Raw genomic sequence first — 23,648 nt, 5'->3', positions numbered from 1 at the left:
GTCCGCCCGTGACGACAGGGACGCTGTTGGTCAGTGCTGACATGGCCGTGTCCTTCACAGATCCCTTCCGGGATCAGATGGGTTCCGATGGTTCGGATGGGGGTCAGATGCCGAAGGCGCGGCGGATGACGAAGTCGAAGGCGCGGTCCGGGAGCAGCCAGCGCAGGAACATCGTGGGGGCGGCGCCGAAGCCGACCCGGTAACGGGTGCGCGGGCGGCGGGCGCCTGCGGCCTTGACGATGGTCTTGCCGATGACGGACGGAGCGGAGGTCATCTTCGCGTCGGGCTGCGAGCTGGCGGCGAGGGTCGTGGCGACGCCTTCGGCCAGGTTGGAGTACGCGCCCTTGCTGGAGGTCTCCTTGAGCGTCTCGGCGGCGATGGCACCCCATTCGGTGCGGATCGAGCCGGGCTCGACGACCACGACGTTGATCCCGAACTGCCTGGTCTCCATGCGCAGGGCGTCGCTGAGCGCCTCGACGGCGTACTTGCTGGCGTGGTACCAGCCGCCCAGAGGCGTGACCAGCTTGCCGCCCATGCACAGCAGGCGTGGCTGGAGAGCGGCTCCAGCGGCACCTTCGCGGCGGCCGTCGACAAGGCGATGGCCGCCGTGGGACCGCAGGATCAGCAGTGACTGAGGCGGAGCGCCTGTCGTCCCGGTCCTGTCCGAGCCGGCTTGACACCGCCTGAGCCGACCAGGCGGTGGCGGGCGATCAGTCCCCGCCCGTGCTCCCTCCAAGACCGGCAGCGCAAACGCAACGGCGAGGGAGGGCCTGTGTCGCAACGCCCCTACCACCATGGAGACCTGCGGGCCGTCCTGCTGGCCGGCGCGGAACGCGTGCTGCGTGAAAAGGGATCCGCGAACCTGTCGCTGCGGCAGATCAGTCGAGACATCGGCGTCAGCCACGCCGCCTCCGCCCGGCACTTCAGCAATAAGCAGGCACGGGCCCCGGCGGGCGGCTGGCCGACGGCGGACGTGCTCACGAAGGCGGCGATCAAGACGGCCGCCGACTCCGGCGCCGAAGCCCAGGCCGAGGCGGGCTACGCGGCGCAGGGCAAGTCCGCGGAGGGAACCGGGGAGCCCGAGACGGTATCGGCGGGCTGATTTCGACGGGGGCGGCCGTGAGCCGGCCGTCATGCCAGGAGAGGATCCCGGGCATGAGGGACCAGCAGACGGTGACGGTCGGGGTCGACCTGGCGGCGAGTGCACGGCGTACCGCCGTGTGCTGTGCGGTGTGGGCAGCCGACGGTGCCCCGACGGTGGAGTTCATCGTGCCGGAAGGGGACGAGGACCTGCTGGCGCTGGTCCGGGCCGCCGACAAGACCGGCCTCGACTGCCCGATCGGCTGGCCGTCGAGCTTCGTGGCCACGGTCCTCGCCCACCATCAGGGCCTGCGTCTGCCGCCGTCGGCGCGGTTCGAGGGGCGCCCGGACGGCCGGCCCGGACTGGACGCGCTGCGTTTCCGGCTGACCGACGACCTCACCTGGAAGGCGACCTCGATGCGCCCTCCGCTGTCGGTGTCCACCGATCTGCTGGGCGTCGTGGCGCTGCGCGCGGCCCGTCTCCTGGACGCACTCGCGGCCACCGGCACTCCTGTGCCCCGGGACGGTTCGGGCCAGGTCGCCGAGGTGTACCCGGCCGCCGCGCTGCGGCGGTGGGGCATCCGCCCGGCCCGCAGCTACAAGAGTGCCACGCCCGAAGCGCGCGACGTCCGCGAGCACATCGTTCTCGCGGTCGAGGAGGGCCTGGGACTGGCCCTCTCCGAGCCCGTGCGCTCTACGTGCACCGACAGCCACGACCATCTCGACGCCCTGCTCTGCGCACTGGTCGCGAGGGCCGTCCTGGTCGGGGACACGCGGTGGCCTGAGACTGCGGAGGAGCGCGCAGCCGCCGGGCAGGAGGGCTGGATCCACCTGCCGGGCGGGGTTCTCGCGGCCCTTCGCTGACGACATCGCCGACGGGGGTGTGCGGGAGCCGCCAGCTCGGCACGTAGCCGGCCGGGCCGAACTCCACCCCCAAGGCGCCGGGGAGGACGACGGGTTCGGTGCGGACGAACCCCGACCGCATCCCCTCAGTGGCGAGCCATGGTGTGATGGCGCCGTGAGCCGCGCCGCAGAAGAGACCAACCGCCGCATGCTGCGGGCCCGGGACGCCATGGACCGCGCCTACGCGCAGCCGCTGGACGTGCCCGCCCTGGCCCGTATCGCCCATGTCTCCCCGGCGCACTTCGCCCGCACCTTCCGCGCCACGTTCGGCGAGACACCGCACCGCTATCTCCAGCGCCGCCGCGTCGAACGCGCCATGTTCCTGCTCCGGGAGACCGACCGCAGCATCACGGACGTCTGCTTCGAGGTCGGCTTCGGCAGCCCGGGCACCTTCAGCCGCACCTTCCGCGACGTCGTCGGCCGCTCACCGAGGGAGTATCGCAAACAGGCCGTCGCCCTGAACGTCCCCACCTGTTTCACGATGGCGTGGATGCGGCCGAGCGCCTGACAGTCCGCTCGTCCTTCCGCTCGTTCTTCAGCTTGTCCTTCTGCTCGTCATTCGGCCGACAGAGCAGTTTTGGATAAGTTTTCGTGGTGCCGGGCTCGTAGCGTGAGGCACATGTTCACAGCAATCACGCACTCGCAGATCTACGTTCTCGACCAGGACGAGGCCCTCGACTTCTATGTCGGCAAGCTCGGCCTGGAGGTCAACACCGACGCCGACCTCGGCTTCATGCGCTGGCTCACCATCAACGTCCCCGGCCAGCCGGACCGTGAGGTACTGCTGGAGCGGCCCGGTCCGCCGCGGCTGTCCGACGAGACCGCGGAGCAGGTCCGCGAGCTGCTGACCAAGGGCGCGACGGGCGGCTTCCTCATCTTCCGCACCGAGGACTGCCGCAAGACGTACGAGACGCTGAGGGCCAAGGGCGTCGAGTTCACCGAGGAGCCCACCGAACGGCCGTACGGAATCGACTGCGGTCTGCGCGACCCCTTCGGCAACAGCATCCGCTTCACCCAGCCGAAGGCCTAGCGCAATACGCTGAGTGACGTTCGGGGGATGACTTCTGGAGGTGTGTGAGCGTCCCGAAACCGTCCCGGCGGGCTGTCGGGTGGACAGAAAAGAGCATTCGGCGAGGGCCGGGGAGCGCGCGCTCCCCGGCCCTCGCCCTTTCTTGCTGAGCGCTTCTGACCAGCTCTGATCGATCCATTATCCAGCTGGATCACGCACTCGCTGGGTTTATCGGTCTGTCGTACGAGTCCTCATACCAGAGCGGGACGCTGTGCGTGGGACTTTGTCAACTGCCCACCGCACATGATGCGTTGCCGACTACTGTCAGTGCCCATCGGGCAACGTATGCCCGGACCGCGCAGCACGCGCCCCAGGCACCGACGGATCAGTACGACGAGGACACCGATGTCTCACCTTCGCGCACCGGCCGCACGCGCAGACCGCCGCGAGGGCGGGCGGCACGGACGGCCGGTTGCCCGTCCAGTGCCCCCGCTGCCCGAGACGCACATACGGCCCCAGCTGTTGCGGCTCGCCGTGCTGCCGCCGATCGCGGTCGCCCTGAGCGCGAGCGCGGCCGTCCTCTTCACGGTCCGCAGCACCGGAGCACGGCCCGGCCTCGCCCTGTGGGGCGTGCTCGCCGGCGCCGCCCTGGTGGCCCTCTCGGGCATCCTGATCGCCTCCGTCGCCGCCCAGCGCACCGCCAGATCCGTGAGCGAGCGCATCGGCGCCCTGCGTCGCGTCAGCGCCCGCGGCGAGGCCGACCTGCGCGCCCTCGTCGAGTCGCTGCGCCGCGGAGACACCCCGCCCCCGCGCAAGCCGCGCAGCTCTCCCGCGGACGACGCCGACGACTTCGAGCTGCTCGCTGCCGACCTGACCCGCGCGTACGACGGCGCCGTCACCGCCGTCGTCCAGGCCGCCCAGCTCTCCAGCCAGGCGGGCAGCGAACAGAAGCTGGAGGTCTTCGTCAACCTCGCCCGGCGCCTGCAGTCGCTGGTGCACCGGGAGATCTCCATCCTCGACGAGCTGGAGAACGAGATCGAGGACCCCGACCTGCTCAAGGGCCTCTTCCACGTCGACCACCTCGCCACCCGGATCCGCCGCCATGCCGAGAACCTCGCCGTCCTCGGTGGAGCCGTCTCCCGCCGGCAGTGGAGCAACCCCGTCTCCATGACCGAGGTGCTCCGCTCCGCCATCGCCGAGGTCGAGCAGTACTCCCGGGTCAAGCTGGTGCCCCCGATCGACGGCACGCTGCGCGGCCACGCCGTCGCCGACGTCATCCACCTGCTGGCCGAACTCGTCGAGAACGCCACGGTGTTCTCCGCCCCGCACACCCAGGTCCTGCTGCGTGCCAACCTGGTCACCTCGGGACTCGCCGTCGAGGTGGAGGACCGCGGCCTCGGCATGCCGGTCGGCGAGCAGAAGAAGATGAACGCCCTGCTCGCCGACCCCGACCAGGTCAACGTCGCCAGCCTGCTCGCGGACGGCCGCATCGGCCTGTTCGTCGTCTCGCAGCTCGCGCGGCGGCACGGCATCAACGTCCGCTTGCAGACCAACATCTACGGCGGAGTCCAGGCCGTGCTCGTCGTACCGCAGGGGCTGCTGGGCTCGCCCCCCGGTGTTCCCGGGGGCGCGGCGCAGCCGCACGGTGTCACGGGTGTGATGGGGGTACCCGCGCCGTCCGTACCACCGCGGTCCCAGCCGCAGGTTCCGCCCGGCCCCCACCCCGAGGCCGTCGGGCACCGCGTAGCGCCCCCGCCGTCCGCACCGCGAGGTACGCAGCCGCGGGAGGCCACACCGCCCGCCGCCGTGCCGAACGGCAGTGCACTCAACGGCGGCACGGCGGGCGGCAGCGGACCGGCACCGCTCCCCGTACGCGGCGCCCACGAGGAGCGGGCCAATCCCGCGGAGGCCGTGCCCGGCGTCCGGCCGGACGACCGGCGGCTCGTCGCGGAGAACGCGGCCACGCCGCCCACGCCCCGAACCGGCACCGTCCGCGGCACCATGGGCAAGCCCCAGCTCCCGCGCCGCCGAGCCCAGGAGCACATCGCGCCCCAGCTGCGGGACGGCCCGGCGCCGCGCCAGGAGTCCGAGTACCTCGCCGCCCACGACCCGGGCCTGATGGCCGCCTTCCAGCGCGGCATCGGCCTGGCGGAGGCACAGCAGAACCTCGAGTCGGAGCACTCGGAATACTCGGAGTCCGCGGAGTACACGGGGGCCGTACACACGTCGTCGGCGCACTGGGAACCGGACTGGCAACCGGAACACATGGCTTCGACACACGTGGAGCCGACATACGTGGAGTCGGCGCACGTGGAGTCGACACACATGGAGTCGGCGCACATGGAGTCGGCACATCCGCAGGCGCCCCGCACGGAGTCGGCACACATGGTCTCCGAGCCCATGGGGCAGGCGACGCGCTTCGAGTCGCGCCCGCTCACCGACCCGGCCCATACAGAGGCCGCCTCCATCCTTCCGAGCTCGCCCCTCGACGTTCTCCACACAGACGTCACCGCCACCAGTCCGCCGCCCTCCATTGACGTATCGCACATGGACCCGGCCCACATAGCCGAGGCGCGCCCCGCGTCCGCGCGCGGCACCGACCACCCCACCCGGCACGACGGGAGCGCACCAGCCGGATGACCAGCTCTGTCCCCACCCCCGTTTCCGCCCCCACCCCCACCGCTCCCGCGGACCTTCGTACCCCAAGGAGTCGATCCACCATGGCGAGCGATGCGCCGACCGGCCATGTATCCGATCTCGACTGGCTGATGAGCGGCCTCGTGCAGCGCGTACCCCACACGACCAGTGCGGTACTCCTCTCCTGCGACGGGCTCGTGAAGTCGGTCCACGGCCTCGACCCGGACAGCGCCGACCACATGGCCGCGCTGGCCTCCGGCCTGTACTCCCTCGGCCGCAGCGCCGGAGTCCGCTTCGGCGACGGCGGAGACGTCCGCCAGGTCGTCGTCGAACTCGACTCGACCCTGCTGTTCGTGACCACCGCCGGCTCCGGCACCTGTCTCGCCGTACTGGCCGGCCGCGAGGCCGACGCGGCCGTGCTCGGCTACGAGATGGCGATGCTGGTCAAGAGCGTCCGCCCCTACCTGGTCACCGCGCCCCGGCAGCACGCCGTCGAACCCACGGCGATGAGGCCTTGAGCGTGGCGGCGGTCGGCGACGGGCCCTGGCTCGACGACGCGGCCGGTCGCCTGGTGCGCCCTTTCACGGTCAGCAACGGACGCACCCGGCCCACCATCGCGCTCGACCTCCTGTCGCACGTGATGGCCACCGGAGCCACCCCCCTCGGCTACCTCGGCCCCGAACACGCGCAGGCGCTCGACCTGTGCCGCGCGCCCGTCTCGGTCGCCGAGGTCGCCGGCCAACTGAAGCTGCCGGCGGTGGTCACCAAGGTGCTGCTGTCCGACCTCGTCGACTGCGGGGCGCTCACCACCAAGCCCCCCGAGTTCCACCACAACCCGACTGACCGGGCCCTTCTGGAGGCAGTGCTCGATGGACTACGACGACAGCTCTGACCCCTTCCCCACCGCACTCAAGATCCTTGTGGCGGGCGGGTTCGGAGTAGGCAAGACGACCTTCGTGGGCGCGGTCAGCGAGATCGCGCCGCTCAGTACTGAGGAGCTGCTCACCACGGTCAGCGCCGCGACCGACAGTCTCGAAGGGATCGAGAACAAGGTCGAGACGACGGTGGCCATGGACTTCGGCCGGATAACACTCGACCCGGAGCATGTGCTGTATCTGTTCGGCACGCCCGGGCAGGAGCGGTTCTGGTTCATGTGGGACGAGCTCTCCGAGGGCGCGCTCGGCGCGGTCATCCTCGCCGACACCCGCCGCCTGGAGGAGTGCTTCGCGGCGGTCGACTTCTTCGAGCAGCGCGGCCTCGGCTTCATCGTCGCGATCAACGAGTTCGACGGCTCGTACCGCTACGACCCCGAGGAGGTCCGCGCCGCCATCGACCTCGACCCGGCGATCCCCGTCGTGCGCTGCGACGCCCGGATCTCCAGCTCAGGAGTGCAGACCCTGCTGACCCTCGTACGGCACCTCATCGCCCACGCCCCGGCACACGCGCCGAGCCACGGCGCCCACATGTGATCCCCGCACACCTCCACGGAGCCCGTATATGCCCTGCGTCCACAGTGACGGAGCCCGCCCATGAGGTACGACCCGGCGCGCCCGGCCGGTCGTCTGCTGCTCACCCCCGAGGACAAGGAGGCCCCCGCCCGGGCCCGGCGCCTGGGCCAACTGGGCCTCGCGGAACACCCGGACCCCGCCCTCGACGCCTACGCGGACCACCTCGCCGAGCTCACCGGGGCGCCATACGCCATGGTCAACTTCATCGACGAGAACCGGCAGTTCTTCGCGGGTCTGCACCTCTCGGACGTCGCCCGGCCCGTGGTGAAGGCCGACGGCACCACGCCGGTGCTGGGCCGTGAACTCGCCCGCGACCACGGCTTCTGCCCGCATGTGGTGGTCCGGCGCAAGGCGCTGGTCCTGGAGGACGTCTGCGACTACCCGCGGTTCGCGGGCAATCCGGTGGTCGACGAGTTCGGCATCCGCTCCTATCTGGGCGCCCCGCTGATCGACAGCACGGGGATGGTGCTCGGCACCGTGTGCGTCGTCGACGTGGAGCCACGGCCCTGGGGCAGGCCCGGCCTGGAGACCATCAAGTCGACCGCGGCCGACCTGGTCGCCCGGCTGGAGCGACGGGAGGCGGACGGGCTCCCGCTGCTGTGACGCTTGTACGGCAGCCTCTCCCGGAGCTGAGCTGGGCCAAGGCGCAGCCCGCCGCGGTTCGGCGACGCCCCCGATGGGGCGCGGGGAACGGCGTGAACAGCCACGACGGAGCCGCTGACGGCTGACGGCCCATCGCAGCCCCGCGGCGGAGCCACACATCGGCACAGCCCGCGGAGCGCTCAGTAGCCGCGCCAGACGTTGTCGAACGCCGCGTCCTCGATCGCCTTCCGCTGTCGTACGGCCTCCAGCTCCATCACCGCGTCGCCGACGGCGGCCAGTACGGTCGTGACCGCCTCACCCGAGAGGCCGTCCTGGTCCTCGGCCTGTTCCTCGTGGATCCCGGCGGCGGCAGCAAGGGCGGCGAGGACCGGTTCGCCCGATGCCCAGCGCTCCTCGGCCTGGCGGCGGGCCGCTGAGTCGACCAGCTCGGCCCGCCCGCTCCGCAGCGGAATCCGGCGCCCGCGCGGCCGGGCGGTCAGCCCCGCCCGCTCCAGGTCGTCGACGTAGGCCGAGGACAACCCGCGGCCCCTGCGCCACAGCCACTCCTCGACCGACTCGTACGGCTCGTGTCGTAGGAGGGAGGAGGCGGCCTCGTCCAACAGGCGGTCGCCCGTGGGTGACGGGGCGCTGGGGTGGATACGGTCACCGTCCAGGGCGAGCGCCAGGGCCTCGATGAGGTCGAGCACCTCGGCTCCCGCGAGTGCGAGCGACAGTTCGCCCTGGTGGACATGGCGGCTGGGCGCCGCGTCCAGGGCGACGATCGCGAGGTCCCGTGCGGTGTTCATCGGCGGCTCCATGTCAGTTGGCCGAGTGCGGGGCGAGAGCGTCGGAGCCGGCCTCAGGGGCCTGTCCGGCGGATCATGCCGGCGGGGCGGGGGCCGGCACGCCCGCCCCCGCTGCCGTAAAGGCGTGGAGGCGCCGCCCCAGCGGTGTAGTCGTCGGTTGCCGACGCTTCGCGTCGACACCCTCCGCCGCCCAGCAGCTGCACGCGCCGGACCCGCTCCGCCCGGCTGCAAGGCGACGTTACCTACAGCCGCCCTGGTCCGCCGGACAGGCCCTCAGCGGGCCGGACGTCCTCGGTCGATTCTCGCTGCTGCGGCGGCGTTGTGTGTCGTACTACGACCATGTGGTGCGGGAAGCCGATCCGCAGCACGGCGGCGGCCGCCGCCGCGGCGAGGACCACGAGAGCGGCCAGTAGCAGCGCCCGGTGGTAGCCGTGGTGCAGCAGCGGGGCGACGGCGAGCGGGCCCAGGATCTGGCCGACGGAGTATCCGGCGGTCAGCAGCGCCACCGAGCGGGGGAAGCGCAGGTGGACCCCGGTGGTCAGGGCGAGCATGCTGATGCCCAGGAACGTGCCCCCGAACAGCACCGCCGAGACGAGTGCGGCAGCCGTTCCGCCGACCAGGGCGGGCAGGGCGATGCCGAGCGCCTGCACCACCAGCGCGGTGAGCAGCAGCGAGGGCCGGGACCAGCGGCGTCCCAGCCACGCCCACAGCGCCGGGGACGGAACGGCGGCCAGTCCCACCAGCACCCAGGAGCCGTTGCCGACCCAGCCGGGGGAGCCCTGGCCGACCGCCGCGACCAGGAAGGTACCGGCGACGATGTAGCCGATGCCCTCCAGGGAGTAGCTCACGAGCAGCGCACCGAACCAGCGGTGCGTGCGAGGCGCCGTACTGTCCGACCTCTCGCGGCTCACCGGCGCAGCCGTCTCCGGCCGCAGGTTCCACGAGCCGACGGTGAGCAGCGCGGTGAGCGCGGCCGAGGCCCACCAGGCGGCCCGCCAGTCCGCGACGGACCGCAGCACCAGGAGCAGCAGGCCGGACAGCGCGATGCTGGCGCCGACGCCGCCGATGGCCCAGCCGGGCAGGTGCGCCGGGTGCCCGCGCAGGTGGTGGAGGAGGGAACTGGCCGCGACCACGAACACCAGGGCGCTCACCACCCCGGCCAGCAGCCGCAGCACGCCCCACGCCGCGGTGCTGTGGGTGAGCGGCATCGCGGCCAGTGTCGCCGTCAGCGCCAGCAGGGAACCGCGCAGGACACTACGCGATCGCACCAGGGTGGGCAGCAGGATGCCCGCGAGCGCCCCGAAGAGATAGCCGACGTAGTTGGCGGTAGCCAGGTCGGCTCCCGCACCGGCGGACAAGCCTGTCTGGGTGTGCATCAGGGGCAGGATCGGCGTGTAGACGAAGCGGCCGACTCCCATGCCCGCCGCGAGCGCTGCCGCGGCCCGGGCGACATGGGTCCAGGGAGAGGAGGGGGTGCTCATCGGCTGCCGTCGACCCGCCCCGGATCGTTGGGGTGTGACTCGAGCGGGGTGACGGCGACCGTCATCCACGGGCGCAGCGGCAGCGTGCCGAGCACCTTCTCGTGCAGCTCCTCCTCGTCGGCGGCCCGCCACACGCCGATACTGCGCAACTCGCCCACGGGGCGCCACAGTCGGGCCAGATGGCCGGTGGTGGCCAGCTCCCGCGCACAGACGGCCTCGGCGGCCCGCCGCCGGTCGACCTCGTCGTCCTGGCCGGTGCCCTCGGGGACGGTGGTGGTGATCTCGACCAGGAACTCGCGCATGATGTGCTCCGATCGTCGTAGGTGGGCCCATCGTGCGCCCGTGACCAGCACCGATGCCACGACCGGCTTCCTCGCTTCTGATAGGCGCAGCCTCCCAGCGCGCGTAGCATGGCGCGCGTGGAACTGCGCCAGCTGCGCTACTTCGTCGCGGTCGCCGAGGAACTGAACTTCGGCCGGGCCGCCGAGCGGCTGCTCATCGCGGGCCCCTCGCTCTCCCAGCAGATCAAGGCCCTCGAACGGGACCTGGGCGTCCGGCTGTTCGACCGGGACCGCCGCTCGGTCTCCCTCACCCCCGCCGGAGCCGACCTGCTCCCGCACACCCGTGCCCTGCTGGAACGGGCCGACGACCTCAAACGCCGGGCCGGCCGACTGTCCGGCTCCCAGTCGGTACGGCTCGGTTACGTCAACTGGCTTCCCCCGGACCTGACTTCACGTACGGCCGCGGTCGCCCGCGTGCATGTCGACGCCTGGGTCGCCCCCTCGCACACCCAGGCCGCCCGGGTCGCCGACGGCAGCCTGGACCTCGCCGTTTGCTGGCTGCGGGCCGAGGATCTCAAGCGGCTCGGGCTGCGGGCCCGGCTGATCGGCGCCGACCGGCTGTACGCCGTCGCCAAGGGCGGCGACACCAAAGACGTGCCGGATGTGGCGGTCCAGGACACCGACGTCCTCATCGACGACGACCTCACCTCCTGGGCCTCCTGGAACGTGTACGCCGAGGAGCTCGCGCAGGCCACCGGGGCCCGCAAGGTACGCATCTCCGACGGCGCCGTCACCGGCCCCGCCTTCTTCGACCACGTCCGCCGCTGCCGCCGCCCGATCCTCAACTCGCCCAAGGGACAGGCCACTCCGCTCCCACCCGACCTGGTCCGCCGCGAGATCGTCGCCCCGAAGGTCTACTGGACGTGGTCCCTGGTCTGGAGCGAGACCGAGGACCGCACCGGAGTCCTCGCCGCCGCCGACGCCCTGTGCAAGGACGTCGGCGACCTCGGCATCCACGCCGCGGACGCCTGGCTGCCAGCCGACGATCCATACGCGCTCCCGGGCTGACTCGGGCTGGGAGCATGCGGCTTCCAGGCAGGAGGACGCACGGTCGATGTCCACTTCCACGCCATGCGCACGCAAGCACCTGGAGCGAGGAGTCCGCGGACTCGCACCCCGCTGCCCACCGCGCCGCGCGGGCAGTCAGGAGCCCTCAGCCCGGCCGTGACTCAGTCCACGATCCACTCGACCACCTGTGTGCCGGGCTGGGCGGATCCGCGCCCCGTGCCGCTCTCCCAGGCGAGAACGGACGACCAGTCCGAGCAGGCGAACCCGCAGAAGCACAACCATGATCGAGTCGGCCTTGTCGTGAGGCGGCGTCGTAGCTGAGATTCCGGCGCCGGACGGGGAGTTGGCCGCGTATGCCGAGGGAGCAGGCATGAGGCGGGCGGGCCGGGCGTGAAGCGCAGCTGCGGCGCGGGTTAAGAAATCCTCGATGGACCGGGGGTGGCGTCGTACGGCAGATTGCTACGCGATTCCACCCCTCTCCCCGGATACGGGCGCCTTCGGCATGCCCGGGCCCGGGGTCGCACCCACAGGAGCCGTAGCGTTGAAGGCGCTGGTCAAGGAGAAGGCGGAGCCCGGGCTGTGGCTCGCGGACGTCGCGGAGCCGGCCGTCGGACCCGGCGACGTACTGATCAAGGTGCTGCGCACCGGCATCTGCGGCACCGATCTGCACATCCGGGCCTGGGACGGCTGGGCGCAGCAGGCCATCCGAACGCCGCTGGTGGTCGGGCACGAGTTCGTCGGCGAGGTCGTGGAGACCGGGCGTGATGTCGCGGACATCGCCATAGGCGACCGGGTGAGCGGCGAGGGGCACCTCGTCTGCGGGAAGTGCCGCAACTGCCTCGCCGGGCGGCGGCACCTGTGCCGGGCCACCGTCGGGCTCGGCGTCGGACGGGACGGGGCCTTCGCCGAGTACGTCGCCCTGCCCGCGTCCAATGTGTGGGTGCACCGGGTGCCGGTGGACCTCGACATCGCCGCGATCTTCGACCCGTTCGGGAACGCCGTGCACACGGCGCTCTCCTTTCCGCTGGTCGGCGAGGACGTGCTCATCACGGGGGCCGGACCGATCGGTCTGATGGCCGCCGCGGTGGCACGGCACGCGGGCGCCCGCAACGTCGTGATCACCGACGTCAGCGAGGAGCGGCTGGAGCTGGCGAGGAAGATCGGCGTGAGCCTCGCGCTGAACGTGGCGGAGTCGGAAATCGCGGACGGGCAGCGCGAGCTGGGGCTGCGCGAGGGCTTCGACATCGGCCTGGAGATGTCCGGCCGCCCCGAGGCCATGCGCGACATGATCGCCAACATGACGCACGGCGGCCGTATCGCCATGCTCGGACTGCCCGCCCAGGAGTTCCCGGTCGACTGGGCCCGCGTCGTCACCTCGATGATCACCATCAAGGGCATCTACGGCAGGGAGATGTTCGAGACCTGGTACGCCATGTCGGTGCTGCTCGAAGGCGGCCTCGACCTGTCACCCGTGATCACCGGCCGGTACGGGTACGGCGACTTCGAGGCGGCGTTCGCCGACGCGGCGAGCGGCCGCGGCGGCAAGGTCATCCTCGACTGGACCGTGTAACCCCCTTCACCCGCCAGCACTTTCAGGAGCCTCCCCATGTTCGACTCCGTGCGCGACGACCTGCGCGCCACCCTCGACGAGATCCGCGCCGCCGGCCTGCACAAGCCCGAGCGCGTCATCGGCACCCCGCAGTCCGCGACCGTGAACGTCACCGCGGGCGGCCGCCCCGGCGAGGTCCTCAACTTCTGCGCCAACAACTACCTCGGCCTCGCCGACCACCCCGAGGTCGTCGCCGCCGCGCACCAGGCCCTGGACCGCTGGGGCTACGGGATGGCGTCGGTCCGCTTCATCTGCGGCACCCAGGAGGTGCACAAGGAGCTGGAAGCGCGACTCTCCGCCTTCCTCGGCCAGGAGGACACGATCCTGTACTCCTCCTGCTTCGACGCCAACGGAGGTGTCTTCGAGACGCTGCTCGGCCCTGAGGACGCCGTCATCTCCGACGCCCTGAACCACGCGTCGATCATCGACGGCATCCGACTGTCCAAGGCCCGCCGCTTCCGCTACGCCAACCGCGATCTGGCCGACCTGGAACGGCAGTTGAAGGACGCGTCCGACGCCCGGCGCCGCCTGATCGTCACCGACGGCGTCTTCTCCATGGACGGCTATGTGGCCCCGCTGCGCGAGATCTGCGACCTCGCCGACCGCTACGACGCCATGGTCATGGTCGACGACTCACACGCCGTCGGCTTCGTCGGACCCGGCGGCCGCGGCACCCCCGAACTGCACGGCGTCATGGACCGCGTCGACATCATCACGGGCACGCTGGGCAAGGCGCTCGGCGGAGCCTCGGGCGGCTACGTCGCGGCGCGCGCCGAGATCGTCGCCCTGCTGCGCCAGCGCTCGCGGCCGTACCTCTTCTCGAACACGCTCGCCCCGGTGATCGCCGCGGCCTCCCTCAAGGTCCTCGACCTGCTGGAGTCGGCCGACGACCTGCGCATCCGGCTCGCCGAGAACACCGCGCTGTTCCGCCGCCGGATGACCGAGGAGGGCTTCGAGATCCTCCCCGGCGACCACGCCATCGCACCCGTGATGATCGGCGACGCGACCAGGGCAGGCCGCCTCGCGGAGCTGCTGCTTGAGCGGGGCGTGTACGTGATCGGCTTCTCCTACCCGGTGGTGCCGCAGGGCCAGGCCCGCATCCGCGTCCAGCTGTCCGCCGCGCACTCGACGGACGACGTCAACCGGGCCGTCGACGCCTTCGTGGCGGCGCGGGCGGAACTGGAGGCCTGATCCGGCCGTCCCGGACATATTGAGATAATCGATCCCATGATCGAAGCGCGGCGGCTCCACATCCTCCGTGCGGTGGCCGACCACCGCACGGTGACGGCGGCTGCCGCCGCGCTGTATCTCACGCCCTCCGCCGTCTCCCAGCAGCTGACGGCGCTGGAGCAGGAGACGGGCCATCGCCTGGTCGAGCGCAGCGCCAAGGGCGTACGGCTGACTCCGGCCGGCGAGATCCTGCTCAGCCACACCAACGCGGTCCTCGCCCAACTGGAGCGGGCGGAGGCCGAGCTCGCCGCATATGGGTCGGGCGCAGCCGGCACGGTCACCGTCGCGTCCTTCGCGACCGGCATCGCCCAGGTCGTGGCGCCGGCTGTGGCGCGCCTCGCCTCCTCCGCACCCGGCATCCGCATCCGCGTCCAGGACGCCGAGGGCGACGCCAGCCTGCCGATGGTCCTGGACCGCCAGGTCGACGTCGCGGTGGCGGTCGAGTACCGCGGGGCGCCGTCCGCGGACGACCCGCGCCTGACCCACGTACCGCTGTACGCCGAGCCCTTCGACGCGGTCGTCCCGGTGAGCCATCGGCTGGCCGACGCCACCGAGATCCCGCTGGCCGACCTGGCCAAGGACCCGTGGATCGGCCCGTACCCCGGCAACCCCTGCCACGAAGTGGTCGTGCTGGCCTGCGAGAGCGCCGGATTCCAGCCGCGCCTGGAGCACTCCTCGGACGACTTCCGGGCCGTCGTCGCGCTGGCCTCGGCGGACGCGGGCGTGGCCCTCGTACCGCGTTCGGCGCTCCGCGGAATGGACCTCACGGGCGTGGTCGTACGGCCGGTGGACGGGCTCGCGCCCACCCGCCGGGTCTTCGCGGCGGTACGCCGTGGAGCCGAGGAGCACCCGCTGATCCGGCCTGTGCTGGACGCGCTCGACGAGGCGGCGCGGGTGTAGGCGGAGGCGTGGGCACGGCAACCTGCCGCGAACATGCAGCGTGCGGCCACTTGCAGCGCGAAAACATCAAGCCGCCTACGCGTCCTTGATATGGGATAGCATCCCGAATATGAAACAGGGCGTTGTTGAGGCGGGGCCGGACCCCGTCGACACCCGGCTGGGCGCGCGCCTGGCCGAGCTACGGGCCGAACGAGGTTGGTCCCTGGGGGAGTTGGCGGAACGCAGCGGGGTCAGCCGCTCGACCCTCTCCCGCGCCGAGCGGGCCGAGATCAGCCCCACCGCCTCGCTCCTGAACCGTCTGTGCGGCGTGTACGGGCGGACCATGTCGCAGCTGCTCAGCGAGGTGGAGGCCGAACCCACGCTGCTGGTACCCGCCGCAGAGCAACAGGTGTGGGAGGACCGGGCCTCCGGTTTCGTACGACGTTCCGTGTCGCCGCCGCATGCCGGGCTGCGCGGCGAACTCGTCGAGGGCCGGCTGACCGCGGGCGCCGACATCGCCTACGACCGGCCCCCCGTGCGCGGCCTGGAACAGCACATCTGGGTTCTGGAAGGAGCACTGGAGGTGACGGCACAGGAGGTGGAGCACCACCTCGCCACCGGGGACTGTCTACGGTTGCGGGTGTGGGGGCCGACGAGGTTCCGGTGCGCGGGACCGGACGACGTGCGATACGTCCTGGCGGTGGTGCTGCCGTGATCGTGAACCGGCTGGACTGCGATGAACTGCACGCGCGCGTGGACGCGTTGGCCGACCTCCTGGTCGACACGGTCGACGGCGGTGCCTCCGTCGGCTTTCTCGCACCGCTCGACCGCGCGGAGGCCCTCGCCTGGTGGAGGGAGCGCGCCGCGGGCGTCGCCGCCGGGCAGCTCGCCGTGTGGGCGGCGCACGACGGGGAGCGACTGGTGGGCACCGTCAGCCTGGCCTTCCCGGACAAGCCCAACAGCCGCCACCGCGCCGAACTGGTCAAACTGATGGTGCACCGGGACGCCCGGGGGCAGGGCCTCGGCCGCACACTCCTGACCACCGCCGAGGCGGCGGCAGCCGCGGCCGGCCTCACCCTGCTGCACCTCGACACCGAGACCGACAGCCTCGCCGAGCGCCTCTACCGTGCGGCCGGCTGGACCCGGATCGGCGCGATACCGGACTACGCCGCCGCACCGGACGGCGTGCTGCGCCCGACGTCGATCTTCTTCAAGGAACTGACGCCCGTCGCGCGCGCCCGGTAGCTGCCTGCGTTCTCACCAGGTTGTCGCCCGATGGCCTCACCAGGTGATTGTCAGTGGCGGCGGCTACGGTGCGGAGCATGCCGGATGCCGAAGACGTACGCCGTATCTGCCTTGCTCTGCCGGACACGACGGAGAAGGTCGCCTGGAGCATGCCCACGTTCCGGGTGGCGGGGAAGATGTTCGCCACGCTGCCCGAGGACGAGACCTCCATCGCCGTGCGCTGCCCCAAGGAGGAGCGCGACGAACTGGTGCTGGCCGAGCCGGGCAAGTTCTGGATCGCGGACCACGAGGCGCAGTTCGCCTGGGTGAGGGCCCGCCTCGCCGCGATCGAGGACGAGGGCGAACTGCGCGACATCCTCGCCGACTCCTGGCGCCAGGCGGCCCCGCCCCGACTGCTGGACGCCTACCCGGAGTTGGGGCTTCCGGACGCGGACTGAAAACGCTTCGAGTGTTGTCAGTGGCGCGTGGCATGATCCGAAGTCGAGTGTGGGAGCCGGGGCGGAGGGGGCTTCGGCTGCCACCACGACGTCGGGGCGCGGGGCTTGTGGGGGTAGCGGCAGCGGGGAGGGGAGGCGTAGGGGGTGACCGGAAAGTCATCACAGCCATCGGACCTGGGGGCCGGGGGCGAGGCAGGTGCGGGGAGACCGCAGGGCAGCTCGGAAGGAGCGGCCGGCGGACCGCTTGACATCGTTGCCGAAGCCGAAGCCGAAGCCGAAGCCGAAGCCGAAGCCGAAGCCGAAGCCGAAGCCGAAGCGGCGGGCGGCAAAGGACGCCGACCGGGGGACATGCGACTGGTGTGGTCGCGGGACTTCGCACTCTTCTTCGTGGCCCGCGCCGTCGCCCGACTCGGCGACACCATGCTGCCCGTAGCCCTCGCTGCGGGCCTGTTGCGGCACGGGTACGGAGCGGGCGCGGTCGGCCTCGCGATGGCCGCGACCTCGGTCGCCTTCGCCGGGCTGGTGGTCTTCGGCGGGGTGATCGCCGACCGCTTCAGTACACAGAAGCTGATGATCGGTGCCGACCTCGTACGCCTCGGCACCCAGTCCCTCGCCGCGGTGCTGTTCACGCAGCCCGAGCGCCGTACCCACACCGATCGGCAGCCCGTGCCCCAACGACCCACTGCCGATCTCGGACCCCGGCACGAGCACGCGGTCGGGGTGGTGACCGAGCGGAGAGTCGTAGGAGCCGTACCCCGGCAGCCAGTCCGCGGGCACAAAGCCTTTGGCTGCGAGCACGGCGTAGTACGCCATGGGGCCGTGCCCCTTCGACAGCAGGAAGCGGTCCCGCTCCGGGTCACCCATCCGCTCCGGCCCCACCTGGAGCACCCGGTCGTACAGCACCCACAGCACGTCCAGCGTGGACGTGGCCGCGGGGCCGTGCTTCTCGTCGCCGGTCATCATCCCCATGAGCCTGGGCAGGTCGTCGTAGGCGTACGTATGCCGCTGTTCCTCGGTGATCGTCATGCGGACGATCGTGCAACCTCAATCAAGCTTCAGGTCAAGCGCTGCCACGGGCCGCTCCTCGTCAGGCCCCAGGTAAAGCCATGCGCGACCATCGACCCGAGTGCGGTATGGTTTCCATGCACGTTCGGCCGGGGGAAACCCCAGGTCAGACAGGCACCGGGACGTGGCGCAGCTTGGTAGCGCACTTGACTGGGGGTCAAGGGGTCGCAGGTTCAAATCCTGTCGTCCCGACTGGAGACAGTTGCAGGTCAGGGCCGGTTTCGGAGCATCCGAAACCGGCCCTTGATCATTCTTGGGGACCAGTTGGGGACCGGCGTCCTTGACCCAGGTCAGCGGGTCACGGCGATCGGGCTCGGCAGTGAGCGAGGTGCGCGGAGCGCGCTGAGGTGTGCGGAGCGCGCCGCCCCGGCGGTCGTGATCTTGCCTACGTCGGGGTGCGGGTAGCGCTGGGTGGTGGTCATCGCTGTCCTTTCCCTCGGACAGTGACTGGCGGCGCTTGCTGGTCGGACGAGCTTCCGTGGCCGGACCGTTCGCCCGGTGCCGGAGAGGATCTAGTGCACCCTGTCGAGTTTCCGGCGCTCGCGGCCTCCCGGTGGGGCTCGGCACTGGTCCATTCGTAGTCGGGAAGTCGGCAGGACCGCCATCTCAACCGTGGTGGTGCCCGGCAGGCCAACGCTGCTCTGCACCGGATCGTGCAGACTCGCCTGCCCTTCGACCCGCGCACCCAGGCGCTGCTCTTCGAGTCGGCAATGGCACGGCAATGGCACCCAAGGCAGCACTCTTCTGGGTGTGCATGCCGTAGAGGTGCATGCATCAGCTCAGAAGAAAACCTGCTGTGGCGAGAGTAGACATTGGCTCATCGTGGGGTTACTGTTTTCGCGTACCCAGGAAGTCGAAGTGGGCACGGCAGACATGAACTGCCGTGCGAGCAGGTCAAGAAGGACACGACCCCGAGGGGCCGTGAGTAGTACCCGCGGTATCCAGCAGTGCAATCGAGTAACCGAAGGTAAGGAGCCGAACGCCATCAGGATCGCCCGGGCGAGAAAGCAGTCCGCCCGGGTACCGCAGGCCCCGGATTGGAAGGTGGTCCCCGGTCACGCATTCGCGATCCCCGCAGCCCTGCCCTCCCAGGCGGCCCCTGCGGACGAACAAGGCCGGCGCCGTGTGCCGGTAGATGGTGTTGAAAGCTCGGGGCCCGGGTGCCAGTACGGCACCCGGGCCCCCCGGCGCGTCCGCGAAAGAAGAGGTCTATGCCCCCTGGCGATCCCCGTCCCGTCGACAATCTCGACGATGACGACTACCCCGCCTACACCATGGGCCGGGCCGCCGAGATGCTCGGCACCACCCCCGCCTTCCTCCGTGCCCTCGGCGAACATCGCCTGATCACGCCTCTGCGCTCGGAAGGCGGCCACCGCCGCTACTCTCGCTACCAGCTGCGCATCGCGGCCCGCGCCCGCGAACTCGTCGACGGGGGCACACCCATAGAGGCCGCCTGCCGCATCGTCGTTCTCGAAGACCAGCTCGAAGAAGCCCAGCGCATCAACGAGCAACTGCGCACCCAGGGCGGGGCGCAGCCGAAGACCTCAGCCTGACTCGAGCACACCGGCCGTGGGCCGAATCCTGACCGTCAGCGAACGAGGCCGCCGCTTGATCGCGGCGGTGCAGTCGAAGCAAGCACTGCCCGTGGCGCGTAGACGTCGCCGCCCTGCGGCGCGCCCGCGGCCGAGGCGTCTCCCGCCCTGGGCCGCGGTTGACACTCACGACTTCGGCTTCCGCGCTGGTTAGCGGGGGCTGGTGGAAGGACCGCGGTCGTGAGTGGTGGGCGCAGCGGGTATCCCGAGCTGCTGACGGCTGCGGAGACGGCGGCGCCGGTGGAGGCCGTCGACGTGTTCGCAGAGGAGCTGCGGCGGCGCTTCGGCGCCACGAAGGTGTCGTTCCTCATCGTCGACCTGACGGGGAAGGCAGTGGCACGGGTGTCCACAGCCGGGGAACCGCAGGAGGGGCCGGATGTGCAGCGGATCCCGCTCTACGGCAGCGTCTACGAGGTCGTGATCCGGACCCAGCGGCTGTGTCAGGAGGCGACCGACATGGGGCAGCGGGTGATCTTGCCGGTCACCAACCGCGGAGACGCCATCGGGCTGCTGGAACTGCTCCTGCCGGCCACCCCCGACCCGGACGTCCTGGCAGCGGTCGGGGAAGCCGCCCACGTGCTGGCCTACGTCGTGATCGCCAACGGGCGCTTCACCGACCTCTACACCTGGGGCAAACGCTCCCGGCCACCCACCCTGGCAGCGGAGATCTGGAATTCCACCGGCACATCATGCGTATCGGCACTGTACCCAGGGACAGGGACCCGCGAGCCCGCGCCGCCCCGGGAGCGGTTTGCGGGCCGCTGGGCCCCGGGCGGACGATGGAACGACATCAAGCTCTGCCGCGGGCCGCGGAGGGCAAGGAAAGAAACGGCACTGTGCTCTCCGGCCGGCGGCGGGGAGAAGCGGCGGTGTCATGAATCCGTTGAACGCACTGAGCGATGCCGGAGTGTCCATCTGGCTGGACGATCTGAGCCGGGAGCGGCTGATCTCCGGGAGCCTGGCCGAACTGGTCGCGCGGGACCGGGTGGTGGGGGTGACCACCAATCCGACAATCTTCGCCAAGGCGATCACGCACGGGAAGGCGTACGACGGCCAGATCCGTGACCTGACAGCCCGCGGCGTCGGGGTGGGTGAGGCGCTGCGGGCTCTGACGACGTTCGATGTGCGGTGGGCGTGCGATGTGCTGCGACCGGTCTACGACGCGACGGGCGGCGTCGACGGGCGGGTTTCGATCGAGGTCGATCCCAGGCTTGCGCACGAGACGTCGGCGACGGTCGCCGAGGCGCGGGCTCTGTGGTGGCTGGTTGACCGGCCCAACCTTTTCGTGAAGATCCCGGCGGCCCGGCAGGGTCTGGCGGCGATCGCCGAGTGCCTGGCCGAGGGGATCAGTATCAACGTCACGCTGCTGTTCTCCCTGGCCCGCTACGACGAGGTGGTGGAGGCGTTCCTGGACGGGATGGAACGCGCCCGTGCGGCGGGCCGGGAGCTGTCCGAGATCGCCTCGGTGGCCTCCTTCTTCGTTTCCCGGGTCGACTCCGAGGCGGACGTCCGGCTGGACAAGACCGGCGCAGCGAAGGCGGCCGACCTGCGCGGCCAGGTGGCTATCGCCAACGCCCGGCTCGCCTACCGGCACTACGAGCGGGTGCTCTCCTCTGCTCGCTGGAAGTCCCTGCAACAGTCGGGGGCTCGTCCGCAGCGGCTGCTGTGGGCCTCCACCTCCGTCAAGGACCCCGCCTACCCGGACACGCGCTATGTGAGCGACCTGGTGGCTCCGAACGTGGTGAACACCATGCCGGAGGCCACTTTGCGCGCGGTCGCCGACCACGGACAGGTGCCCGCCGACTCGGTGCGCGCCCACTACGACGACGCGCGCCGGGTGCTCGGCGAACTGCACGCGGTCGGTGTGGACTACGACGACCTCGTACAGTCCCTCGAGGACGACGGTGTGGCGAAGTTCGACGCCAGCTGGGAGCAGCTCGCCGGGCAACTCGCCGACCGGCTTCGCACCCGTCCTGACGCCCGTGAAGGGAGCTGACCATGGCGACCAACAGCGCGTGCGTGATTGTCGGTGCGAGTCTGGCCGGAGCCAAGGCAGCCCAGGCGCTCCGTGAGGAGGGCTTCGACGGGGCGCTGGTCCTGATCGGCGAGGAGAGTGAGCGGCCGTATGAGCGGCCCCCGCTGTCGAAGGGCTACCTGATGGGTAAGGACCCGCGGGAGCAGATCTACGTACACCCGTCCACCTGGTACGCCGAACACGACGTCGATCTGCGCCCGGGCACCGCCGCAACGGCCGTCGACCCGGCCGCGCACGAGGTGACCCTCGCGGACGGCAGCCGGGTCGGTTACGGCAGGCTGCTGCTGGCCACCGGCTCCTCCCCGCGCCGCCTGCCGGCACCGGGCGCGGACCTGGAGCGGGTGCTGTATCTACGCACGGTGGCGGACAGTGATCGGATCAAGGCTGCCTTCCAGTCGGCGTCCCGGGCGGTGGTGATCGGCGGGGGCTGGATCGGCCTGGAGACCGCGGCCGCCGCCCGCACGGCCGGTCTGGAGGTCACGGTGGTGGAGCGGGGCGAGCTGCCGCTGCTGCGCGTGCTGGGCCGCGAGGTGGCCCAGATCTTCGCGGACCTGCATCGCGACCACGGAGTGGACCTACGGTGCGGCGCGCAGGTCGCCGAGATCACCGGCAGTGGCGGCGCGGCGGACGGGGTACGGCTGACCGACGGTACCCATCTCGACGCCGACGTGGTCATCGTCGGCGTCGGCATCACCCCCAACACCGGGCTCGCCCAGCAGGCGGGCCTGGAGGTCGACGACGGTGTTCGCGTTGACGAACACCTGCGCACATCCCACCCGGACATCTACGCCGCCGGTGACGTCGCGAACGCGTTCCACCCCCTGCTCGGCAAACACATCCGCGTCGAGCACTGGGCCAACGCCCTGCACCAGCCCCACACGGCGGCCAAGGCGATGCTCGATCGCCAGGATGCGGTCTACGACCGGGTGCCCTACTTCTTCACCGACCAGTACGACCTGGGTATGGAGTACGCCGGATACGTGGAGCCGGGCGGCTACGACCAGGTCGTCTTCCGCGGTGATGCCGCCGAGCGCCGGTTCATCGCCTTCTGGCTGGCCGGCGGCAGGGTGCTGGCAGGCATGAACGTCAACATCTGGGACGTCAACGACCAGATTCAGGCACTGGTCCGCGCCAGCCGCCCGGTCGACGTCGGCCGACTCACCGATCCCGTCGTGCCCCTCGACTCCGCTCTGGAGCTTGCCTGACCGACGATCCGCTGCCAGGTCATGGCTGCTCAGGGCCGTGGCGCGGGAACCGGTAACGCAGGAACAGGTACGACGCCCGGCGCCGCACGCTCACCGTCTCGGACCGCACCAGCTGGCCGGGCAGCAGTTCCCGGCCGTCGACCAGGCCAGGGCGGGGGCTTGCGTTACGGCGGCCAGCACCGGGGAAACGGTCCAGAACAGCTCGTCCAGCAGGCCCTCACCGACCAGATGCCCGAGCAGGCGCGGGCCGCCCTCGCAAAGCCTCGAACGCGTCGTGGACTCCTGGCGCGAGGTGCTCCCGCCAGGCATGGACCTGTCGGTGTCGTCGGATGGTAGAAGGCGTCGTCACTCATGGGCCTCCTCACGAACCTGTCCTGCGTGCCAGCTCCCCGGCCGACCAGCCGGGGCGGGCGTCGTCTCGTTCCATCGCGCCACCGTCGGCACCCGGCCGCACCCCGTGGCCCTCGGACGCCGCAGATTGCCCCTGGGACGCAGGGAACCCTGGAAGCAGGCGTGCTGTCCGGCTCATGGGAAGGAGACACCCACGCGTGGCCGACGGCACGATGGGACGCACGGCTGTTCGCGCTCGGGGTCCTCCTTGACCGCGGCCCCCTCGCCTACGGGGTCGTTTTGCCCCTTTGATGTAGCCCCTTTTCTTCCGCCGCTACCTTCTCCAGGTCCTGAAGGAGCTCCGGGTCGACGACCATGCCCGCCGCGTGGTGATGTGCGCGGGCAACGGTCGAGTCCACGCTGACCAGGCTGAGATCGACGTCGTCGCGGGCCGCCGCCTCGGCGATCATCGCTTCCATGAGGGTCCGGAAGATCCCGCCGCGAGCCCACATGCGGAACCGGTCGTAGATTGTTGACCAGGAGCCATAGCTCTGCGGCACGTCCCGCCAGGGACTGCCGGTCCGAAACCGCCACATCACCGCGTTGAAGTTTCTACGCAGGTCAGGGATCGACCAAACGCACCCATCGGGAGGTGCGGCTCGACCA

25 protein-coding genes, 1 tRNA gene and 4 pseudogenes are annotated in these 23,648 nt (G+C 71.0%); 22 read left to right on the top strand and 8 right to left on the bottom strand.

What is annotated here, in order from left to right:
* Window positions 1–103: 103 nt before the first annotated feature.
* Window positions 104–535, bottom strand: coding sequence for an SDR family NAD(P)-dependent oxidoreductase (locus LJ657_RS22335; RefSeq protein ID WP_232650518.1), 432 nt, complete (start codon window positions 533–535; stop codon window positions 104–106).
* A 237-nt stretch (window positions 536–772) separates the two neighbouring features.
* On the opposite strand from LJ657_RS22335, the pseudogene LJ657_RS22330 reads away from it, so the two are divergent.
* The 9 genes and pseudogenes from LJ657_RS22330 to LJ657_RS22290 all read left to right on the top strand — a co-directional run.
* Window positions 773–940 (top strand): annotated as a pseudogene (locus LJ657_RS22330) (TetR/AcrR family transcriptional regulator); the annotation flags it as partial.
* Between the two features lie 215 nt (window positions 941–1,155).
* Window positions 1,156–1,944, top strand: coding sequence for a DUF429 domain-containing protein (locus tag LJ657_RS22325; protein ID WP_232650517.1), 789 nt, complete (start codon window positions 1,156–1,158; stop codon window positions 1,942–1,944).
* A 154-nt stretch (window positions 1,945–2,098) separates the two neighbouring features.
* Entirely contained in the window at window positions 2,099–2,491 is a 393-nt protein-coding gene (locus LJ657_RS22320) for a helix-turn-helix domain-containing protein (protein WP_232650516.1), read from the top strand.
* Between the two features lie 111 nt (window positions 2,492–2,602).
* A complete protein-coding gene (locus tag LJ657_RS22315; RefSeq protein ID WP_232650515.1) occupies window positions 2,603–3,013 on the top strand; it encodes a VOC family protein in 411 nt (136 codons plus the stop codon).
* 384 nt (window positions 3,014–3,397) lie between these two features.
* A complete protein-coding gene (locus LJ657_RS22310) occupies window positions 3,398–5,632 on the top strand; it encodes a sensor histidine kinase (protein ID WP_232650514.1) in 2,235 nt (744 codons plus the stop codon).
* Between the two features lie 80 nt (window positions 5,633–5,712).
* The gene (locus LJ657_RS22305) at window positions 5,713–6,147 is read left to right on the top strand and encodes a roadblock/LC7 domain-containing protein (protein ID WP_030936144.1); all 435 of its coding nucleotides are present in this window, start codon (window positions 5,713–5,715) and stop codon (window positions 6,145–6,147) included.
* A 2-nt stretch (window positions 6,148–6,149) separates the two neighbouring features.
* On the top strand, window positions 6,150–6,521 hold the full coding sequence (locus LJ657_RS22300; RefSeq protein WP_232650723.1) for a DUF742 domain-containing protein: 372 nt from the start codon (window positions 6,150–6,152) through the stop codon (window positions 6,519–6,521).
* Complete coding sequence (locus LJ657_RS22295; protein ID WP_232650513.1) at window positions 6,499–7,098, top strand: GTP-binding protein; 600 nt, start codon at window positions 6,499–6,501, stop codon at window positions 7,096–7,098. The genes LJ657_RS22300 and LJ657_RS22295 overlap by 23 nt, the downstream gene beginning before the upstream one ends.
* Before the next feature lie 60 nt (window positions 7,099–7,158).
* Window positions 7,159–7,740 (top strand): GAF domain-containing protein, encoded by a 582-nt coding sequence (locus LJ657_RS22290; protein WP_232650512.1) that lies wholly within the window; start codon window positions 7,159–7,161, stop codon window positions 7,738–7,740.
* A 179-nt stretch (window positions 7,741–7,919) separates the two neighbouring features.
* Here the strand turns inward: LJ657_RS22290 and LJ657_RS22285 are convergent, their stop codons facing one another.
* The 3 genes from LJ657_RS22285 to LJ657_RS22275 all read right to left on the bottom strand — a co-directional run bounded on the left by LJ657_RS22285 (window position 7,920) and on the right by LJ657_RS22275 (window position 10,308).
* The gene (locus LJ657_RS22285; RefSeq protein ID WP_232650511.1) at window positions 7,920–8,525 is read right to left on the bottom strand and encodes a GOLPH3/VPS74 family protein; all 606 of its coding nucleotides are present in this window, start codon (window positions 8,523–8,525) and stop codon (window positions 7,920–7,922) included.
* Window positions 8,526–8,767: 242 nt separating this feature from the next.
* Window positions 8,768–10,006, bottom strand: coding sequence for a YbfB/YjiJ family MFS transporter (locus LJ657_RS22280; RefSeq protein WP_232650510.1), 1,239 nt, complete (start codon window positions 10,004–10,006; stop codon window positions 8,768–8,770).
* The gene (locus LJ657_RS22275) at window positions 10,003–10,308 is read right to left on the bottom strand and encodes a muconolactone Delta-isomerase family protein (RefSeq protein WP_232650722.1); all 306 of its coding nucleotides are present in this window, start codon (window positions 10,306–10,308) and stop codon (window positions 10,003–10,005) included. The genes LJ657_RS22280 and LJ657_RS22275 overlap by 4 nt, the downstream gene beginning before the upstream one ends.
* Window positions 10,309–10,416: 108 nt before the next feature.
* On the opposite strand from LJ657_RS22275, the gene LJ657_RS22270 reads away from it, so the two are divergent.
* The 8 genes and pseudogenes from LJ657_RS22270 to LJ657_RS22235 form a co-directional block, all read left to right on the top strand.
* Complete coding sequence (locus tag LJ657_RS22270) at window positions 10,417–11,355, top strand: LysR family transcriptional regulator (RefSeq protein WP_269786796.1); 939 nt, start codon at window positions 10,417–10,419, stop codon at window positions 11,353–11,355.
* A 541-nt stretch (window positions 11,356–11,896) separates the two neighbouring features.
* Window positions 11,897–12,925, top strand: coding sequence for an L-threonine 3-dehydrogenase (tdh, locus tag LJ657_RS22265; RefSeq protein ID WP_232650508.1), 1,029 nt, complete (start codon window positions 11,897–11,899; stop codon window positions 12,923–12,925).
* 36 nt (window positions 12,926–12,961) lie between these two features.
* Complete coding sequence (locus tag LJ657_RS22260; RefSeq protein WP_099932752.1) at window positions 12,962–14,155, top strand: glycine C-acetyltransferase; 1,194 nt, start codon at window positions 12,962–12,964, stop codon at window positions 14,153–14,155.
* A 36-nt stretch (window positions 14,156–14,191) separates the two neighbouring features.
* Window positions 14,192–15,094 (top strand): LysR family transcriptional regulator, encoded by a 903-nt coding sequence (locus tag LJ657_RS22255; RefSeq protein ID WP_232650507.1) that lies wholly within the window; start codon window positions 14,192–14,194, stop codon window positions 15,092–15,094.
* A gap of 109 nt (window positions 15,095–15,203) precedes the next feature.
* The gene (locus LJ657_RS22250; RefSeq protein WP_232650506.1) at window positions 15,204–15,788 is read left to right on the top strand and encodes a helix-turn-helix domain-containing protein; all 585 of its coding nucleotides are present in this window, start codon (window positions 15,204–15,206) and stop codon (window positions 15,786–15,788) included.
* A complete protein-coding gene (locus LJ657_RS22245) occupies window positions 15,785–16,318 on the top strand; it encodes a GNAT family N-acetyltransferase (RefSeq protein ID WP_232650505.1) in 534 nt (177 codons plus the stop codon). The genes LJ657_RS22250 and LJ657_RS22245 overlap by 4 nt, the downstream gene beginning before the upstream one ends.
* Before the next feature lie 77 nt (window positions 16,319–16,395).
* On the top strand, window positions 16,396–16,755 hold the full coding sequence (locus LJ657_RS22240; RefSeq protein ID WP_232650504.1) for an MmcQ/YjbR family DNA-binding protein: 360 nt from the start codon (window positions 16,396–16,398) through the stop codon (window positions 16,753–16,755).
* A 348-nt stretch (window positions 16,756–17,103) separates the two neighbouring features.
* Window positions 17,104–17,382: pseudogene (locus tag LJ657_RS22235) on the top strand (MFS transporter); the annotation flags it as partial.
* Here the strand turns inward: LJ657_RS22235 and LJ657_RS22230 are convergent.
* Window positions 17,376–17,781 (bottom strand): annotated as a pseudogene (locus LJ657_RS22230) (thiamine pyrophosphate-binding protein); the annotation flags it as partial. The pseudogenes LJ657_RS22235 and LJ657_RS22230 sit on opposite strands and share 7 nt — an antisense overlap.
* A gap of 157 nt (window positions 17,782–17,938) precedes the next feature.
* Here LJ657_RS22230 and LJ657_RS22225 point away from each other — a divergent pair.
* Window positions 17,939–18,012 (top strand) — tRNA-Pro (locus LJ657_RS22225).
* A 98-nt stretch (window positions 18,013–18,110) separates the two neighbouring features.
* On the opposite strand, the gene LJ657_RS48175 is transcribed toward LJ657_RS22225, so the two are convergent.
* On the bottom strand, window positions 18,111–18,242 hold the full coding sequence (locus LJ657_RS48175; RefSeq protein WP_269786795.1) for a hypothetical protein: 132 nt from the start codon (window positions 18,240–18,242) through the stop codon (window positions 18,111–18,113).
* A 159-nt stretch (window positions 18,243–18,401) separates the two neighbouring features.
* Between LJ657_RS48175 and LJ657_RS49365 the strand changes: the two are divergent.
* The 4 genes and pseudogenes from LJ657_RS49365 to LJ657_RS22210 form a co-directional block, all read left to right on the top strand.
* Window positions 18,402–18,509: pseudogene (locus tag LJ657_RS49365) on the top strand (IS110 family transposase); the annotation flags it as partial.
* Between the two features lie 522 nt (window positions 18,510–19,031).
* Window positions 19,032–19,373 (top strand): MerR family transcriptional regulator, encoded by a 342-nt coding sequence (locus tag LJ657_RS22220; protein WP_232650503.1) that lies wholly within the window; start codon window positions 19,032–19,034, stop codon window positions 19,371–19,373.
* Window positions 19,374–20,286: 913 nt separating this feature from the next.
* Entirely contained in the window at window positions 20,287–21,408 is a 1,122-nt protein-coding gene (tal, locus tag LJ657_RS22215) for a transaldolase (protein WP_232650502.1), read from the top strand.
* Window positions 21,409–21,410: 2 nt separating this feature from the next.
* Window positions 21,411–22,652 carry an NAD(P)/FAD-dependent oxidoreductase gene (locus LJ657_RS22210; protein WP_232650501.1) on the top strand — a complete coding sequence of 414 codons (1,242 nt, stop codon included), beginning with the start codon at window positions 21,411–21,413 and terminating at the stop codon, window positions 22,650–22,652.
* Window positions 22,653–22,742: 90 nt separating this feature from the next.
* On the opposite strand, the gene LJ657_RS49005 is transcribed toward LJ657_RS22210, so the two are convergent.
* Together LJ657_RS49005 and LJ657_RS49505 are read right to left on the bottom strand one after the other, a co-directional pair.
* Complete coding sequence (locus tag LJ657_RS49005) at window positions 22,743–22,961, bottom strand: hypothetical protein (protein ID WP_372487950.1); 219 nt, start codon at window positions 22,959–22,961, stop codon at window positions 22,743–22,745.
* 308 nt (window positions 22,962–23,269) lie between these two features.
* Entirely contained in the window at window positions 23,270–23,602 is a 333-nt protein-coding gene (locus tag LJ657_RS49505) for a transposase (protein ID WP_505016520.1), read from the bottom strand.
* Window positions 23,603–23,648: the final 46 nt, after the last annotated feature.

This window comes from Streptomyces guryensis (assembly GCF_021261325.1).
GTDB lineage: Bacteria > Actinomycetota > Actinomycetes > Streptomycetales > Streptomycetaceae > Streptomyces > Streptomyces guryensis.
Note: the sequence above shows the minus strand (reverse complement) of the source record. Positions and strands in the feature narration are given on the sequence as shown.